The organism is Ochrobactrum sp. EDr1-4 (assembly GCF_049199085.1).
GTDB lineage: Bacteria > Pseudomonadota > Alphaproteobacteria > Rhizobiales > Rhizobiaceae > Brucella.
Genome location: NZ_JBLZOF010000003.1, coordinates 278,797 through 294,677 on the forward strand (window position 1 = coordinate 278,797; position 15,881 = coordinate 294,677).

Consider the following 15,881-nt stretch of genomic DNA (forward strand, 5'->3'; position numbering starts at 1 on the left):
GCTTTTAACGGGGCACTGCTTTTCTGTCCAGATAAGCAGTGTGCGCTATAAAAGCAATTTCTGCCGCAAACGCAGAAAACGGCAACTATGCAACAGTATTGAACCTGAAAAGCAAAAAGCCCCACACTTTCGTGCAGGGCTTGCTTTGCTTCATATCAACACGAAGCTTATGCTTCAGCTGCATCCGGACCGTCGTCAGCTTCCGGGCCACCATCTTCGATGAACTTCTCAGCGATGAGCCCTGCATTTTGACGAAGTGTGGTTTCAATCTCTTTTGCGACTTCCGGATTGTCTTTCAGGTACTGCTTGGCGTTTTCACGGCCCTGCCCCAGACGCTGCGAATTATAAGAGAACCAAGCGCCCGACTTTTCAACAATACCAGCCTTCACACCAAGATCGACCAGTTCGCCGGTCTTAGAAACACCGGCACCATACATGATGTCGAACTCGACCTGCTTGAACGGAGGAGCAAGCTTGTTCTTAACCACCTTCACGCGGGTCTGGTTGCCGACAACTTCATCGCGCTCCTTGATCGAGCCAATACGGCGAATATCCAAACGAACCGAAGCGTAGAATTTGAGAGCATTACCGCCAGTTGTCGTTTCAGGCGATCCGAACATGACGCCGATCTTCATACGAATCTGGTTGATGAAGATGACCATGCAATTCGAACGTGAAATCGAAGCAGTGAGCTTACGCAGTGCCTGGCTCATCAAACGAGCCTGTAGACCTGGCAGAGAATCACCCATCTCGCCTTCAATTTCAGCGCGCGGGGTAAGGGCTGCAACCGAGTCGATAACCAGAACGTCAATCGCGCCAGAACGCACGAGCGTATCCGTGATTTCAAGCGCCTGCTCACCCGTATCGGGCTGCGAGATCAGAAGGTTTTCAAGATCAACGCCCAGCTTACGCGCATAGACTGGATCAAGTGCATGTTCCGCGTCCACAAATGCACAGATACCGCCCTTCTTCTGTGCTTCTGCAATTGTATGCAGCGCAAGCGTGGTTTTACCCGAGCTTTCAGGTCCATAAATTTCGATGATACGTCCCTTGGGCAGACCGCCGACGCCCAGAGCTATATCGAGAGAAAGCGAGCCGGTTGGCACAGTCTCAATATCAACGACCTCGTTCTGACCGAGCCGCATGATAGAGCCCTTGCCGAACGCACGTTCAATTTGCGACAACGCCGCATCCAGAGCTTTAGTCTTATCCACTGAATTATCCTCAACGAGTCGCAATGATTTCTGAGACATCTTACACCATCCTCTTGCCTCGCTAGAAGCCCATCGGGCTTATCGCCAATATCTATTTGTATCTGTTTTGTTCTCATTTTGCAATAAGGTTAAATTATTGTTTTTAAACAATTAAGATTTTTTGTTCTTTTATTGTTCTTATATATTAGAAAACTATAATCTTCAAAACTGTCCACGCTTTAGTTGCAAAAAGCATGGAAATTTACCGCTCGATTCGCTGCTCACAAATGAAAACGCAGCCCTTCTTTCGAAGGGCTGCGCCAAATTGCTTAAGAATGCCGAACGAGAATTACTGCTGTGCGCCGCGCAGCGGGGAAATCTGGATTTCTACGCGACGATTCTGTGCACGGCCTTCCGGTGTTGCGTTGCTGGCAACCGGCTGGCTTGCACCGTAACCGATAACAGCAAAGCGGCGTGGATCAATGCCCTGCGAACCAAGATAGCTTGCAACGGAGGCTGCACGGCGCTGCGACAGACCCTGATTGTAGCTTGCACTACCGGTCGAGTCGGTGAAGCCATACACATCAACCAGTGTCTGATTGAATTTGCGCAAGACAATCGCTACCGAGTTCAGCGTCGAATAGAACTGGCTTTTCACCTGATCCTGATCAGTGTCGAACGTAATTGCCGAAGGCATATTCAGGATAATCTGATCGCCATTACGGGTGACGGAGACGCCTGTGCCCTGAAGCTGATTTCGAAGTTCGGATTCCTGACGGTCCATGTAATTACCGATAGCACCGCCACCAAGCGCGCCAATACCAGCACCGATCAAGACAGCATTACGCTGTGCGCGGCTCGAACCACCGACCATCAGACCACCGAGAGCACCAACGGCTGCGCCGATAGCGGCACCACCTGCGGTGTTCGACATCTTTTCCTGGCCAGTATAAGGGTCAGTCGATGTACAGCCTGCCAGAAATGTGGCTCCGATTAAAACAATTCCGAGTTTCTTCAGCATAAAAAACGTCATCCTCAATGTTCGATTCGCCGCGAATGATAACTTCGATTGCGGCTGGATGGTGGCTTTAAATCCTTTTATCGCCAATTTTAGAGCACACTCCAAGACATTTTAGCCTATTCGCCCGCAAGAGCGCAGTTGCGAAGCATAGCGGCTGGCCATATTTTGAGCGCGCTTTGCACCATTTAATGCTGTGGAATTGTTACGCCAGACACCGCGCGAATAGCCGCCATGACCCGAATAATATGCAAGATAGAGGCTGTAAGCATCATTCCGATTGATACCATTTCTCCGGCTGCTTTCATTATGATACCAGCCGATGAAATGAATGGCGTCGCCAAAATTGCTGCGTGATGCCGTCCAACGGCCCGTCTCGCGCTTGTAACGATCCCAGGTTCCATTAAGTGCCTGCGAATAGCCATAGGCAGTCGATGCACGCTTCCATGGAATAAAGCCGAGTAGCTTTGTGCGCGGCGGACGTGCATAGGGGCGGAAGCCGGATTCAGCGTAGATCGTCGCCATAAGGACGTGAACCGGAACTCCATACTCACGAGAGACACGTGTAGCGTCCTTCTGCCAGTTATTTATCCAGCCATCCCGTTGATCAAAAACAGCGCATACATTGCTGATCTGCCGTGGGGCGGTCGCGCAGCCACCAAGAATAACGAGCGCGACGAGCAACAAAACGCGCGTCATGAACAAACCTCGTAGGATCTATAAAATTTGATGAATTTTAAACATTAAGTGCAACTCAAGCTAAGTGCCTGATCTGTATATGGTTACCAGATTGTTTAAGCATACCGCTTTGGGTTGCCGGACCATTGTATTTATTAGAGAATAAATAAATGACGCCACCTGTGGACTAAATCCATAGGTTGCAGTTTTCTTCGCTCTAAGCTGATAGATGAAGGCCGAAATGTGACTTTAAGGCCGCACGAATAGTATTAAATATAGCGATCAGCGTTCATCTGCGACCCTGACGTTCGGCACGTAATCGCGACCAGTAATCTAATCGCTTACGAATTTCACGCTCAAAACCGCGTTCCGGTGGATCGTAGAAAACCTGACGACCCATCGCTTCCGGGAAATAGTCCTGCCCCGAAAAAGCGTCCGGCTGGTCATGATCATAGGCATAGCCATCGCCATAGCCTTCGCTCTTCATAAGCTTGGTTGGCGCATTGAGGATATGCTTAGGAGGCAATAGAGAACCATTCTCTTTGGCGGCACGCATAGACGCTTTATAGGCCATATAAACCGCATTGGATTTTGGAGCCGTTGCCAGATAAACGCAGGCCTGCGCCAAAGCCAGTTCACCTTCCGGTGAGCCGAGATAATCATAGGCATCCTTGGCAGCATTGCAGATAGCCAGCGCTTGCGGATCTGCAAGACCGATGTCCTCTACCGCCATGCGAACGAGACGTCGCCCGAGATAAAGCGGGTCTTCACCTGCATCAAACATGCGACAGAGATAATAGAGTGCCGCATCCGGGTCAGATCCACGCACCGATTTATGCAGCGCGGAAATGAGATTGTAGTGGCCGTCCTGCCCCTTGTCATAAACAGGCGCACGACGTTGCACGACATCCTGCAACTTTTCCGCATCAAATATCTCGCCCGGTCGGGCGGCGCGCCAGACTTCTTCTGCGAGCGTTAATGATGCGCGGCCATCGCCATCCGCCATGCGGATAAGGCTTGCGCGCGCTTCCTCATCGAGCGGCAATGGACGTTCTTCTTGCTCTTCGGCGCGTGTCAGAAGGGTCGCGATGCTCAACGCGTCGTGCGAATGGAATGTCAGCACCCTCGCCCGCGACAGCAAAGCGGCGTTGAGCTCAAAGGACGGATTTTCCGTCGTCGCACCAATGAGAATAACGGTGCCATCCTCCATAACGGGAAGAAAACTATCCTGTTGCGCGCGGTTGAAACGATGAATTTCGTCCACAAACAGCAATGTCTGACGGCCCGACATGCGGCGCGCTCGCGCAGCCTCAAATACCTTTTTAAGATCGGCCACACCGGAGAAAATTGCCGAAATTTGCTCAAAGGCTAATTCAGTTTGGCCTGCAAGTAGTCTGGCGACAGTAGTTTTGCCAGTTCCCGGCGGCCCCCAGAAAATCATCGAGCCAAGCGAACCAGAGGCAATCATCCGTGTGAGAATGCCTTCCGGTCCCGTCAGATGTTCCTGCCCTGTAACTTCTGAAAGTTGGCGCGGGCGAAGGCGGTCAGCAAGCGGCCTGTTACGGTCGGCATTGGGATCAGCCGCAGTGGAAAATAGATCGCTCATTACGCTTCGCTCAATGCCATAAAAACAAATGTCGTTTCAGGCATAGTCCCGCCTGAAACGACATGCAACTTTAAATGCTAAGATACGAGATCAGCGCACAAACTGGCGAATCAACGCACCATTACGCTCAACCTCAAGACGCCATGCCAGACCCCGTCCGCCATTAAGCGCCGTCGTCAAATCATTAATCGTACGGATCGGATTGCCGTTAATCCCGCGAATGATATCGCGCTGGCGCAGGCCAAGCTGAGCCGCTTGCGAATTAACAACAACATCGGTGACGATCACGCCGCGCGAACCTTCACGCAGTCGCATCTTCGAAGCCATTGCAGGGGTAATCTCTTCAACAACAGCACCCTCGAATGGGTTATCGCCCTTAATCGTCTGCTTCTGTTGTGGCTTGGCTTCAGGCTCTTTTGCCAGTTTCACCGGCAGCTTGCTGTCCTTGCCGTTGCGAACGATGTCGAGCGTAACAGTATTGCCGATGCCAGCCGTCGAAAGGCGATAGCCGAGGACATCGATATTGTCGGCGCGAACATCCTGAACCGAAAGAACAACATCACCAACTTTCAGGCCCGCCTGCTCCGCTGGTCCGCCCTTGGTAACGGCCGTGACGAGAACGCCGAAGGATTTATCCATCCCAAGGCCTTCGGCGACATCAGGTGTGATGTTTTGGAAGGTTGCACCAATAAAAGGACGCTCGAAACTCGTGCTTCCGCTCAATGCTGCATCAACAACCGCGCGAACCATATTCGATGGGATAGCAAAGCCGATACCCACGGAGCCGCCCGAGCGGGAGTAAATAGCGGTATTGATGCCTATCAGGCGGCCTCGCATATCAATCAGACCGCCACCCGAATTACCGGGATTGATCGCTGCATCTGTCTGAATGAAGAAGTCAAAATCGGAAACACCGACCTGCGTCCGGGACTGCGCCGACACAATACCGCTGGTGACAGTCTGTCCGACCGCAAATGGGTTGCCGATTGCCAGTACAAGATCGCCAACTTCAACATCGTCAGAGTTACCGAGCGAAACGACTGGGAATTTCTCTTTTGCTTCAATCTTAAGAACCGCAAGATCGGTGGTCTCGTCACGTAGCAAAACCTTGCTTTCGAGCTGACGACCATCAGACAGAGCGACCTTGATCTCGTCTGCGTCCTTAATGACGTGGTTGTTGGTCACGACAATTCCCGATGAATCGACGATCACACCAGACCCGAGCGATTGCTCCGTGCGTGGTTTGCCGGTGCCGCCAAATTGCTTCCCAAAGAACTGCTCGAAAAATGGATCACCCGCAAACGGGGACGCTTGCTGCTGCACCTGGCGCGCAGCATAAACATTCACCACAGCCGGCGCGGTCTCTTTGACGAGCGGCGCAAACGATAGCTGCATATCGCCACGGCTTAGCGGAATCTGTTTTCCTTGAACCGGAGCAGGATTGTCCTGAGCCAACGTCGGCAAAACCATCATACTGACAGAAGTTAGAACAACACCAGTAATTCCCAAACGCCGCAAATTCATCCGCTCACTCCAGCTTTCTTTCCGAAACCCGATTCATCAGGTTGAAAATAGTATGGAGGCAACAAGGCCAAGGATAAAGGGCTGTATTGTGGCAAACAGCATTACGGCTTTGTAATGCTTGGCTTGAGCAAGGCTGAAAAGCAAAAAGGGCCGCACAAGGCGACCCTTTTTAATCATTACGAAGCGTGAATTACGCTGCGTCTGCTTCTGCTGCAAGCTCAGCTTCAACGCGTGCGCGATCAGCTTTGCCCTTTGCATCGACATCGCGTTCAACGAATTCGACAACTGCCATCGGTGCATTGTCACCGGTGCGGAAGCCTGCCTTCATGATGCGGATGTAGCCGCCGTTACGGGTTGCGTAACGTGTAGCAAGTGTGTCGAACAGCTTAGCAACCAGCTGTACGTCGCGGATGGCGGAAATCGCCTGACGACGTGCATGCAGATCACCGCGCTTGCCGAGCGTGACAAGCTTTTCTACGATTGGACGGATTTCCTTAGCTTTAGGAAGCGTGGTCACAATCTGTTCATGCTCGATGAGCGAAGCCGCCATGTTGGCGAACATTGCCTTGCGATGCGAGGCAGTGCGGTTCAGCTTACGCTGTCCATTACCGTGGCGCATGGCCTTCTCCTTTAATTCAGTTCAGCCGGAATTTTCCGGTCTTAATATTGGTCTTCGTAGCGCTTGGCGAGATCTTCGATATTTTCAGGCGGCCAGGCTGGGATTTCCATACCAAGATGGAGACCCATCGACGCCAGAACTTCCTTGATCTCGTTGAGCGACTTGCGGCCGAAATTCGGAGTCCGCAACATCTCGGCTTCCGTCTTCTGGATCAGATCGCCGATATAGACGATGTTGTCGTTCTTCAGGCAATTTGCCGAACGTACTGACAGCTCGAGTTCGTCGACCTTCTTGAGCAGAGCCGGATTGAAAGCGAGTTCCGCAACTTGTTCCTGCGGAGCTTCCTTCTGCGGCTCTTCGAAGTTAACGAAGACAGCCAGCTGGTCCTGAAGAATACGCGCTGCATAAGCAACTGCATCTTCACCGCTCACCGAACCATTGGTTTCGATGTTGAGCGTCAGCTTGTCGTAATCAAGAACCTGACCTTCACGGGTGTTCTCAATCTTGTACGATACCTTGCGGATCGGCGAATAAAGGCTATCAACCGGAATAAGGCCGATTGGAGCATCTTCCGCACGATTACGATCAGCAGGCACATAGCCCTTACCGGTGTTAACGGTGAATTCCATGCGGATTTCAGCGCCTTCATCCAGCGTGCAGATGACGTGATCCGGATTAAGGATCTCGACATCGCCGACGGTCTGAATGTCACCAGCCGTAACAACGCCCGGGCCTTCCTTACGGACAACCATGCGCTTCGGGCCCTCGCCTTCCATACGGATGGCGATTTCCTTGACGTTCAGAACAATATCCGTGGTGTCTTCGCGGACGCCCGGAATAGAAGAGAACTCATGCAGAACGCCGTCGATCTGAACAGCGGTAACTGCTGCGCCGCGAAGCGACGACAGAAGCACGCGACGCAGAGCATTACCGAGTGTCAGACCGAAACCGCGTTCCAGCGGTTCAGCAACAACGGTTGCACGCGTGCGGGAGCCGTTGGTGATGAAATCCACCTTGTTCGGCTTAATAAGTTCCTGCCAGTTTTTCTGGATCATGTATTTTTCCTCTATCAACTGTCGCTACTATCCAATCGTAGCGATCCTGTGAAGAACCGCAGAGGAACCCCGAAGTCACCTTCGGGGTTCATGCAGCATATAAAAGAAATTAGACCCGGCGCTTCTTGCGCGGACGGCAACCGTTGTGCGGGATCGGCGTAACATCGCGGATCGACGTGATCACAAAGCCAGCAGCCTGAAGGGCGCGCAGCGCAGATTCACGGCCTGAACCCGGTCCGCAAACCTCGACTTCGAGGGAGCGCATGCCATGTTCCTGAGCCTTCTTGGCGCAATCTTCAGCAGCGATCTGTGCGGCAAACGGGGTCGACTTACGCGAACCCTTGAAACCCTGAGCACCTGCAGAAGACCAGGCAATCGCATTGCCCTGTGCATCCGTGATGGTGATCATGGTGTTGTTGAACGTCGAATTTACGTGGGCAACGCCCGACGAGATGTTTTTGCGCTCGCGACGGCGAATACGCTGGGCTTCCTTAGCCATGATAGTCCTTTCAAAACTCGATCTCGACACCGCCGTAATTCCAGCGGCTCCACCAGTCCTTTGAAAAGGACTAGCACCGAACCCACCCAATCAAGGGCAAGCCCGGCAGAACGAATGGTTCTGCCGAAAATTACTTCTTCTTACCTGCGATAGCCTTTGCAGGACCCTTGCGGGTACGTGCATTGGTATGCGTGCGCTGACCACGAACTGGCAGCGAACGACGATGACGCAGACCGCGGTAGCAGCCAAGGTCCATCAAACGCTTGATGTTCATGGAAACTTCACGACGCAGATCACCTTCAACGCGGTAATCAGCATCGATTGCTTCACGGATCTGAAGTACTTCAGCATCCGAAAGCTGATTTACACGACGGTCGTCAGCAATCCCAACTTTCGTTACGATCTGACGAGCAAATTTTGGTCCAATCCCATGAATGTACTGAAGCGCAATGATAACGCGCTTGTTCGTTGGGATGTTGACGCCAGCTATACGTGCCACGTCTGTTCTCCTTGGTTATATAAAAATCCATCTGGCAGATGCGATCAACCAGACAGCATTGTTTGACCGGTCCCGGCCTCTTACTATTTCCGCCAGAACCGACCATTCAAAACAAATTGAAGTGGCGCAGTCTTTGACGGAATCGCCCGAAAAAGTCAACTCTTAACTGTCCGTAACGTCACCGCAGTAACCTTGCAGACATTAAAAGCAACTTTTGGAAGCAATAAACGGGCAGAAAAACATAAAATGCTTCTCTGCCCGTAATCCTTGAAGGCTCATGTGAGCCTTATGCTTGACCGCTTATGCGGGAACGAGAATTCTCTCGATTTCAGCAGTAACTTCTTCAACAGGTGCCATACCGTTCAAAACACGCAGTTCACCAGTTCCAGCATAATATTCCGAAAGCGGCGATGTTTTTTCACGATATTCGACCAGACGCTTGCGGAAAGCTTCAGGATTATCATCAGAACGAACCTGACCACCCTTAGCAATCGTCTCAGCCACGCGGCTTTCAATCCGGCTGACCAAAGCGTTTTCGTCGACTTTCAGCTCAATGACCGCATCAAGCTTCAGGCCTTTGCCGCGAAGCATTTCACCAAGCGCTTGCGCTTGTGGAACCGTACGCGGGTATCCGTCGAGAATGAAACCACTTGCGCAATCCGGAGCATCAATGCGCTCCGAAACGATCTGGTTTACGATCTCATCAGAAACGAGCTGACCAGCATCCATGACGGCCTTAGCGCGTTTCCCGATTTCGCTCTGCTGAGCGACTGCTGCACGCAGCATGTCACCAGTCGAAAGCTGAGGTATTCCATGCTTCTTGGTAAGAAGTCCAGCCTGCGTCCCCTTACCTGCTCCGGGCGGCCCAAGAAGTATTAGTCTCATTTACTGCGTTTCCCACCTCTGAGTTTGGACTTCTTGATCAACCCTTCATACTGATGGGCGACAAGATGTCCCTGAATTTGCGCAACCGTATCGAGCGTAACGCTGACCACGATCAGCAGCGAAGTACCACCAAGATAGAAAGGTACACCGGTCGCAGAAATCAGGAATTCCGGCAGAAGGCAGACAAGCACGATATAGATGGCGCCGACAACCGTAATGCGGGTCAACACATAGTCTATGTATTCGGCTGTACGCTCACCCGGACGAATGCCCGGAATAAAGCCGGAGTGCTTCTTAAGCTGGTCAGCAGTGTCCTTAGGATTGAACACGATGGCCGTATAGAAGAAGCAGAAGAATGCCATCAAGCCCGCATAGAACAGCATATAAAGCGGCTGACCATGGCCAAGAGCGTTGAGGATAGTCGTGCCCCAAGCAGGCATTTCTGCCGTATTTGCAAAACCAGCAACAGTCGCAGGCAAAAGCAGAAGCGACGAAGCGAAGATCGGAGGAATAACACCCGCAGTGTTCAGCTTAAGTGGCAGGTGCGATGTATCGCCCTGGAACATGCGGTTGCCGACCTGACGCTTCGGATACTGGATCAGAAGACGACGCTGAGCGCGTTCAACAAACACGATGATCGCAATCAGCGCCACAGCAAGAACGATAACACCGAGGATCAGGCCAGTCGACAAAGCGCCTGTACGGCCCAGTTCCAGTGTACCGGAAATAGCATGCGGAAGGTTTGCAACGATACCTGCGAAGATGATCAGCGAGATACCGTTACCAATACCGCGCGCTGTAATCTGTTCACCAAGCCACATCAGGAACATCGTACCGCCAACAAGCGTGATGACCGATGAAACGAGGAACATTGGGCCCGGGTTCGTAACAATGCCGTTACCAGCCTGCAAACCAACGGAAATCGCATAAGCCTGAACGATCGCCAGAAGCACAGTACCATAACGTGTGTACTGGTTGATGATCTTACGGCCCGATTCGCCTTCCTTTTTCAGCGCTTCAAGCGTCGGAACAACCGACGTCATAAGCTGCACGATAATGGAAGCGGAAATGTAAGGCATGATGCCAAGCGCAAAAATGGCCATACGACCAACAGCACCACCGGCAAACATGTTGAAGAGTCCGAGCACACCCTGGCTATGCTGCTGGAAAGCCTGCGCAAGCGCATCAGGATTGATGCCGGGTAGCGGGATATAGGTACCAAAACGGTACACGAGCAAAGCGCCCAGTGTGAACCAGATACGCTTCTTGAGTTCTTCAGCTTTCGAGAAAGCAGAAAAATTAAGATTGGAAACTAGCTGTTCAGCAGCCGATGCCATTAAATTACTCCGGTGAAAAGTATCCGGCCCCCTACCCCAACAGCACGCATTAAAAATCCGCATGCCTTCGGACAAAAGACTCTACCCAGATATGCGCATTGGCATAAATGTGCAAGCGGCGGCACTAAGGCCGCCGCTTTTATTTTTATGTCGATGCTTTATTCAGCAGCTGCTTCAGGAAGCTTTACGCTACCGCCAGCCTTTTCGATCTTTTCGATCGCAGCCTTGGAAGCACCAGCAACATCAAAAGCTACCTTAGCCTTCAGTTCACCGTCAGCAAGAACGCGAACACCGTCAAGCGCACGGCGAATCACGCCAGCAGCCTTGAGGGTTTCAATGTTCACCACAGCCTTCGCATCCAGCTTGCCTGCATCGATCGCAGCCTGAACACGGCCGAGCGATACAACATTGAAGCTCTTTGCGAAGATGTTCGTGAAACCGCGCTTTGGCAAACGACGGTAAATTGGCATCTGGCCGCCTTCAAAGCCATTGATCGCTACGCCAGAACGGGACTTCTGTCCCTTGACGCCGCGGCCAGCGGTCTTGCCGGTGCCGGAGCCGATACCACGGCCAACGCGCTTGCGCGCTTTTACTGAACCTGGCTTGTCACGCAGATCGTTGAGTTTCATGTCTCTGTCCCCTGCGTTATCAGACCTCGTCCACAACGCGGACGAGATGCTGAACCTTGGCGATCATACCACGAACTGAAGGAGTATCCTCCAGTGTGCGGCGGCGGTGCATTTTGTTAAGTCCCAGACCGATCAGCGTTGCGCGCTGTTCGGCTGGACGACGGATAGGGCTTCCGATCTGTTCGACCGTAACCGTCTTACCCTTCTTCTCAGCCATCACTCAAATCCCTTGTCTATGGCGTATCCGGTGCTCTCGCACCGGACTGGCACAAACTATCGGCTACTCTTCGGAACCGACCACATCATGGCGACGAGCCTGAAGGGTCGAGTACTTGATGCCGCGCTGTGCAGCGATATCCTTTGGATGCATCTGATGCTTCAGAGCGTCAAAGGTTGCGCGAACCATGTTGTAAGGGTTCGACGAGCCGAGCGACTTAGCAACAACGTCCTGAACGCCAAGCGTTTCGAACACTGCACGCATAGGACCACCAGCAATGATTCCCTTACCAGCAGGAGCTGCACGAAGCAGAACCTTGCCAGCGCCGTGACGACCCTGCACATCGTGATGCAGTGTACGACCCGAACGCAGTGGTACGAAAATCATATCGCGCTTGGCAGCTTCAGTAGCCTTACGGATCGCTTCAGGCACTTCACGAGCCTTACCATGACCGAAGCCTACGCGACCCTTCTGATCTCCAACAACGACGAGCGCTGCGAAACCAAAACGACGGCCACCTTTAACAACTTTAGCGACGCGATTAATGTGAACGAGCTTGTCAACGAATTCGCTGTCACGCTCCTCACGACCGCGGTCCTCGCGGTTACGTTCTCTCTGTGCCATATCCTATTCCTTTATTATTTTCCGGAAGCACAAAATATTAGAAGCTAAGACCGCCTTCGCGGGCAGCTTCGGCGAGAGCCTTCACGCGACCGTGGTAAATAAATGCACCACGATCAAACACTACTTCACTGACGCCTGCTTTAACGGCACGCTCTGCAACAAGCTTACCAACGGCAGCAGCTGCTGCTGAGTCGGCGCCGGTCTTGAGCTGGCCCTTCAGGTCGCCATCCAGTGTCGATGCCGCTGCGATGGTAATACCGCGAACGTCGTCGATAACCTGAACGTAGATGTTCTTGGAAGAGCGGTGTACGCTGAGACGTGGACGGCCGTTTGCGACGGCCTTGACCTGACGGCGAACACGAGCAGCGCGACGCTGCAAAGTTTCTTTTGGCGATGCCATGACGCGCTTCCCTTACTTCTTCTTGCCTTCTTTGCGGACGATCTTTTCGCCAGCATACTTGACGCCCTTGCCCTTGTAAGGCTCGGGGCCGCGATATTCACGAATCTCAGCGGCGACCTGACCGACCTGCTGCTTGTCGATACCAGTGACGACGATTTCCGTCGGCTTTGGAACAGCAACAGTGATGCCGGCTGGCACGTCATAGATAACTTCGTGAGAGAAGCCGAGAGAAAGCTGGACATTCTTGCCCTGCATAGCAGCACGGTAACCAACGCCGCTAATCTCAAGCTTCTTTTCAAAGCCCTTTTCGACGCCTTCGAAGATGTTTACGATCATCGAACGCGACATGCCCCACTTGGAGCGAGCTTCTTTAGACTGATCACGAGGATCGACGCTTACAGCGCCGTCTTCGAGCTTAACCAGTACTTCATCGTGCACAACGAAAGACAATTCGCCCTTCGCGCCCTTAGCCTTGACGGTCTGACCTTCAACGCTGGCTGTTACGCCTGCCGGGACCGGCACGGGTTTTTTACCGATACGAGACATTTTTATACCTGTCTTCTATCTGTTCACTGTCAGCCGCATCAGAAGATGCGGCAGAGCAGCTCACCACCAACGTTTTGTTCACGAGCTTCATGATCAGCCATCACACCCTTAGGAGTGGACAGGATCGAGATGCCAAGACCATTCGCGACCTGCGGGATCGACTTAACCGACACGTAAACGCGACGGCCAGGCTTCGAAACGCGGGTCAGTTCACGAATGACTGGAACGCCTTCATAATACTTCAGTTCGATTTCGATCTCGGCTTTGCCGTTCACGAATTCACTCTGCGTGTATCCGCGGATGTAACCTTCAGATTGAAGAACATCCAGAACGCGAGCGCGGAGCTTCGAAGCCGGGGTCGAAACCTTGGACTTCTTGCGGCCTACTGCGTTACGAATACGGGTCAGCATATCGCCGATAGGATCTGACACAGACATATGCTACTCCTTACCAGCTCGACTTAACTATGCCTGGAATCTGTCCAAGCGAACCCAACTGACGAAGCGCAATACGCGACATCTTCAGTTTACGGTAATAACCACGCGGGCGACCCGAAACTTCGCAACGGTTGCGAATACGGACCTTAGCGGAATTGCGCGGCAGTTCGGCGAGCTGGATAGTAGCGCGAAAACGCTCATCCAACGGAAGGCTCTGATCCATTACGATCGCCTTCAGACGTGCACGCTTGTCAGCATGACGCTTAACCAACTTTTCGCGGCGCTTATTGTTTTCGACTGCGCTAGTCTTGGCCATATTATTATACCTCGCTACGCTTGCCGTTACTGCCGGAATGGGAAGTTGAAGGCGCGCAGAAGAGCGCGGGCTTCATCATCCGTCTTAGCGGTCGTGCAAACGATGATGTCCATGCCCCAGATCTGATCAACTTTATCGTAGTTGATTTCTGGAAACACGATGTGTTCCTTAACACCCATGGCAAAGTTGCCACGACCGTCAAAGCTCTTCGGATTCAGACCACGGAAATCTCGAACGCGCGGAAGCGCAATCGTGATCAGGCGATCAAGGAATTCGTACATGCGATCTGCACGAAGAGTAACCTTCGTACCGATTGGCATGTCTTCACGCAACTTGAAAGTTGCGATCGAATTACGGGCGCGAGTAATGACAGCCTTTTGACCGGCAATCAAGGCCAGATCTGCTGCAGCAACAGATGGCTTCTTTGAGTCGCCAGTTGCTTCGCCTACACCCATGTTCAGGACAACTTTGGTGATGCGTGGAATCTGCATCTCATTGTCGTACTTGAATTCTTCAAGGAGAGACTTACGAATTGTTTCGTTGTAAATCTTCTTGAAGCGTGGAAGTTCCTTAACTTCAGCCATCAGATAACCGCTCCCGAACGCTTTGCAACGCGGACCTTCTTGCCATCTTCAATACGGAAACCAACGCGAGTTGGCTTGCCGTCTTTAGGATCAGCAATTGCCAGGTTAGACAAATGAATCGGCGCTTCTTTAGTGATAATGCCGGCTTCCTGAGTCTGTGTCTGGCGCTGGTGACGCTTTACAGTATTAATACCGCGAACAAGCGCTTTGTCGTCCTTAGGCATAACCTGGAGAACTTCGCCCTTACGGCCTTTGTCCTTACCGGACAGCACGACAACGCTGTCGCCTTTGCGAATCTTTTGCATCGTCTTGCTTCCTTACAGAACTTCCGGAGCCAACGAGATAATCTTCATGTGGTTCTTAGCGCGAAGTTCGCGTGGAACCGGTCCGAAGATACGCGTACCGATAGGCTCTTTCTTGTTATCGATGAGAACAGCTGCGTTGTTATCGAAACGAATAACGCTGCCGTCTGCGCGACGGATGTCCTTAGCGGTCCGTACGACCACTGCCTTCATCACATCGCCTTTTTTGACGCGGCCGCGCGGAATTGCTTCCTTGATCGACACCACAATGATGTCTCCCACGGAAGCATAACGCCGCTTGGAACCGCCCAGCACCTTGATGCACATGACACGACGTGCGCCGGAGTTATCCGCCACGTCGAGGTTTGTTTGCATCTGAATCATGACTGGCCGCCTTTTTTTCCTTCAGCTGGTTAAGGGCTCCTGCCCTACCTAAGCTGCGTGTTTGTAATTTAGCCTGCTGTTACGTTCGAAAGAACGACCCAGCATTTGTCCTTCGAAATTGGCTTGGATTCTTCAATAGAAACCTGATCACCAATCTTGAACTGGTTGTTTTCGTCATGCGCTTTGTATTTCTTCGACTGACGAATAGTCTTCTGGAGAAGCGGATGCGAATAGCGGCGCTCAACCTTAACTACAACAGTCTTATCATTCTTGTCGCTGACGACAACGCCCTGCAGAACGCGTTTAGGCATTATACTTGTTCCTTATGCCTTGCTTTCGGCCGCCTTCTGGCGGGCGATGGTCTTGATACGCGCAATGTCGCGACGAACTTGCTTCACGCGCGCGGTTTTTTCGAGCTGGCCGGTTGCCTTCTGAAAGCGCAGGTTGAACTGCTCTTTCTTCAGGGAACCCAACTCATCATTAATCTGATCGAGGCTTTTCGCCCGAACGTCTGCGGCTTTCATGACTG

23 protein-coding genes are annotated in these 15,881 nt (G+C 52.2%); all 23 read right to left on the reverse strand.

Translation table 11 applies throughout. The features are described from left to right. Window positions 1-167 precede the first annotated feature (167 nt). A complete protein-coding gene (recA, locus tag ACOZHT_RS12365; RefSeq protein WP_339508882.1) occupies window positions 168-1,253 on the reverse strand; it encodes a recombinase RecA in 1,086 nt (361 codons plus the stop codon). Window positions 1,254-1,542: 289 nt separating this feature from the next. Continuing rightward, window positions 1,543-2,214 (reverse strand): OmpA family protein, encoded by a 672-nt coding sequence (locus tag ACOZHT_RS12370; RefSeq protein ID WP_339508883.1) that lies wholly within the window; start codon window positions 2,212-2,214, stop codon window positions 1,543-1,545. A 111-nt stretch (window positions 2,215-2,325) separates the two neighbouring features. Continuing rightward, the gene (locus ACOZHT_RS12375; protein WP_339508884.1) at window positions 2,326-2,910 is read right to left on the reverse strand and encodes a hypothetical protein; all 585 of its coding nucleotides are present in this window, start codon (window positions 2,908-2,910) and stop codon (window positions 2,326-2,328) included. A gap of 268 nt (window positions 2,911-3,178) precedes the next feature. Then, complete coding sequence (locus tag ACOZHT_RS12380) at window positions 3,179-4,495, reverse strand: replication-associated recombination protein A (protein ID WP_339508885.1); 1,317 nt, start codon at window positions 4,493-4,495, stop codon at window positions 3,179-3,181. Window positions 4,496-4,585: 90 nt separating this feature from the next. Further along, window positions 4,586-6,019 (reverse strand): DegQ family serine endoprotease, encoded by a 1,434-nt coding sequence (locus ACOZHT_RS12385; RefSeq protein ID WP_339508886.1) that lies wholly within the window; start codon window positions 6,017-6,019, stop codon window positions 4,586-4,588. Window positions 6,020-6,209: 190 nt separating this feature from the next. Then, window positions 6,210-6,638 (reverse strand): 50S ribosomal protein L17, encoded by a 429-nt coding sequence (rplQ, locus tag ACOZHT_RS12390; RefSeq protein WP_339508887.1) that lies wholly within the window; start codon window positions 6,636-6,638, stop codon window positions 6,210-6,212. Window positions 6,639-6,679: 41 nt separating this feature from the next. Further along, window positions 6,680-7,693, reverse strand: coding sequence for a DNA-directed RNA polymerase subunit alpha (locus tag ACOZHT_RS12395; protein WP_187544615.1), 1,014 nt, complete (start codon window positions 7,691-7,693; stop codon window positions 6,680-6,682). Window positions 7,694-7,802: 109 nt separating this feature from the next. Then, a complete protein-coding gene (gene rpsK / locus ACOZHT_RS12400) occupies window positions 7,803-8,192 on the reverse strand; it encodes a 30S ribosomal protein S11 (protein ID WP_024897028.1) in 390 nt (129 codons plus the stop codon). A 130-nt stretch (window positions 8,193-8,322) separates the two neighbouring features. After that, window positions 8,323-8,691, reverse strand: a complete 369-nt coding sequence (gene rpsM / locus ACOZHT_RS12405) for a 30S ribosomal protein S13 (RefSeq protein ID WP_024897027.1) — start codon at window positions 8,689-8,691, stop codon at window positions 8,323-8,325. A gap of 300 nt (window positions 8,692-8,991) precedes the next feature. After that, window positions 8,992-9,576 carry an adenylate kinase gene (locus tag ACOZHT_RS12410; RefSeq protein WP_339508888.1) on the reverse strand — a complete coding sequence of 195 codons (585 nt, stop codon included), beginning with the start codon at window positions 9,574-9,576 and terminating at the stop codon, window positions 8,992-8,994. Beyond that, window positions 9,573-10,913: a preprotein translocase subunit SecY gene (gene secY, locus ACOZHT_RS12415; RefSeq protein ID WP_339508889.1), complete on the reverse strand. Its 1,341-nt coding sequence runs from the start codon at window positions 10,911-10,913 to the stop codon at window positions 9,573-9,575. The genes ACOZHT_RS12410 and secY overlap by 4 nt, the downstream gene beginning before the upstream one ends. A gap of 158 nt (window positions 10,914-11,071) precedes the next feature. Next, complete coding sequence (rplO, locus tag ACOZHT_RS12420) at window positions 11,072-11,542, reverse strand: 50S ribosomal protein L15 (RefSeq protein WP_339508890.1); 471 nt, start codon at window positions 11,540-11,542, stop codon at window positions 11,072-11,074. 19 nt (window positions 11,543-11,561) lie between these two features. Continuing rightward, window positions 11,562-11,759 (reverse strand): 50S ribosomal protein L30, encoded by a 198-nt coding sequence (gene rpmD, locus ACOZHT_RS12425; RefSeq protein WP_094504974.1) that lies wholly within the window; start codon window positions 11,757-11,759, stop codon window positions 11,562-11,564. Between the two features lie 63 nt (window positions 11,760-11,822). Continuing rightward, window positions 11,823-12,383, reverse strand: a complete 561-nt coding sequence (gene rpsE, locus ACOZHT_RS12430; RefSeq protein ID WP_024897023.1) for a 30S ribosomal protein S5 — start codon at window positions 12,381-12,383, stop codon at window positions 11,823-11,825. A 37-nt stretch (window positions 12,384-12,420) separates the two neighbouring features. Further along, complete coding sequence (gene rplR / locus ACOZHT_RS12435) at window positions 12,421-12,783, reverse strand: 50S ribosomal protein L18 (protein WP_339508891.1); 363 nt, start codon at window positions 12,781-12,783, stop codon at window positions 12,421-12,423. Window positions 12,784-12,795: 12 nt separating this feature from the next. Continuing rightward, window positions 12,796-13,329, reverse strand: coding sequence for a 50S ribosomal protein L6 (gene rplF / locus ACOZHT_RS12440; RefSeq protein WP_339508892.1), 534 nt, complete (start codon window positions 13,327-13,329; stop codon window positions 12,796-12,798). Between the two features lie 38 nt (window positions 13,330-13,367). Then, window positions 13,368-13,766 carry a 30S ribosomal protein S8 gene (rpsH, locus tag ACOZHT_RS12445; protein WP_140904462.1) on the reverse strand — a complete coding sequence of 133 codons (399 nt, stop codon included), beginning with the start codon at window positions 13,764-13,766 and terminating at the stop codon, window positions 13,368-13,370. Window positions 13,767-13,776: 10 nt separating this feature from the next. After that, complete coding sequence (gene rpsN / locus ACOZHT_RS12450; RefSeq protein ID WP_024897020.1) at window positions 13,777-14,082, reverse strand: 30S ribosomal protein S14; 306 nt, start codon at window positions 14,080-14,082, stop codon at window positions 13,777-13,779. A gap of 26 nt (window positions 14,083-14,108) precedes the next feature. Further along, window positions 14,109-14,666: a 50S ribosomal protein L5 gene (rplE, locus tag ACOZHT_RS12455; RefSeq protein WP_339508893.1), complete on the reverse strand. Its 558-nt coding sequence runs from the start codon at window positions 14,664-14,666 to the stop codon at window positions 14,109-14,111. Then, the gene (gene rplX, locus ACOZHT_RS12460; RefSeq protein ID WP_250040986.1) at window positions 14,666-14,971 is read right to left on the reverse strand and encodes a 50S ribosomal protein L24; all 306 of its coding nucleotides are present in this window, start codon (window positions 14,969-14,971) and stop codon (window positions 14,666-14,668) included. The genes rplE and rplX overlap by 1 nt, the downstream gene beginning before the upstream one ends. Before the next feature lie 12 nt (window positions 14,972-14,983). Further along, window positions 14,984-15,352 carry a 50S ribosomal protein L14 gene (gene rplN / locus ACOZHT_RS12465; protein WP_094504980.1) on the reverse strand — a complete coding sequence of 123 codons (369 nt, stop codon included), beginning with the start codon at window positions 15,350-15,352 and terminating at the stop codon, window positions 14,984-14,986. Between the two features lie 68 nt (window positions 15,353-15,420). Beyond that, complete coding sequence (gene rpsQ / locus ACOZHT_RS12470; RefSeq protein WP_250040987.1) at window positions 15,421-15,663, reverse strand: 30S ribosomal protein S17; 243 nt, start codon at window positions 15,661-15,663, stop codon at window positions 15,421-15,423. A gap of 12 nt (window positions 15,664-15,675) precedes the next feature. Beyond that, entirely contained in the window at window positions 15,676-15,876 is a 201-nt protein-coding gene (gene rpmC, locus ACOZHT_RS12475) for a 50S ribosomal protein L29 (RefSeq protein ID WP_187544594.1), read from the reverse strand. Window positions 15,877-15,881 lie beyond the last annotated feature (5 nt).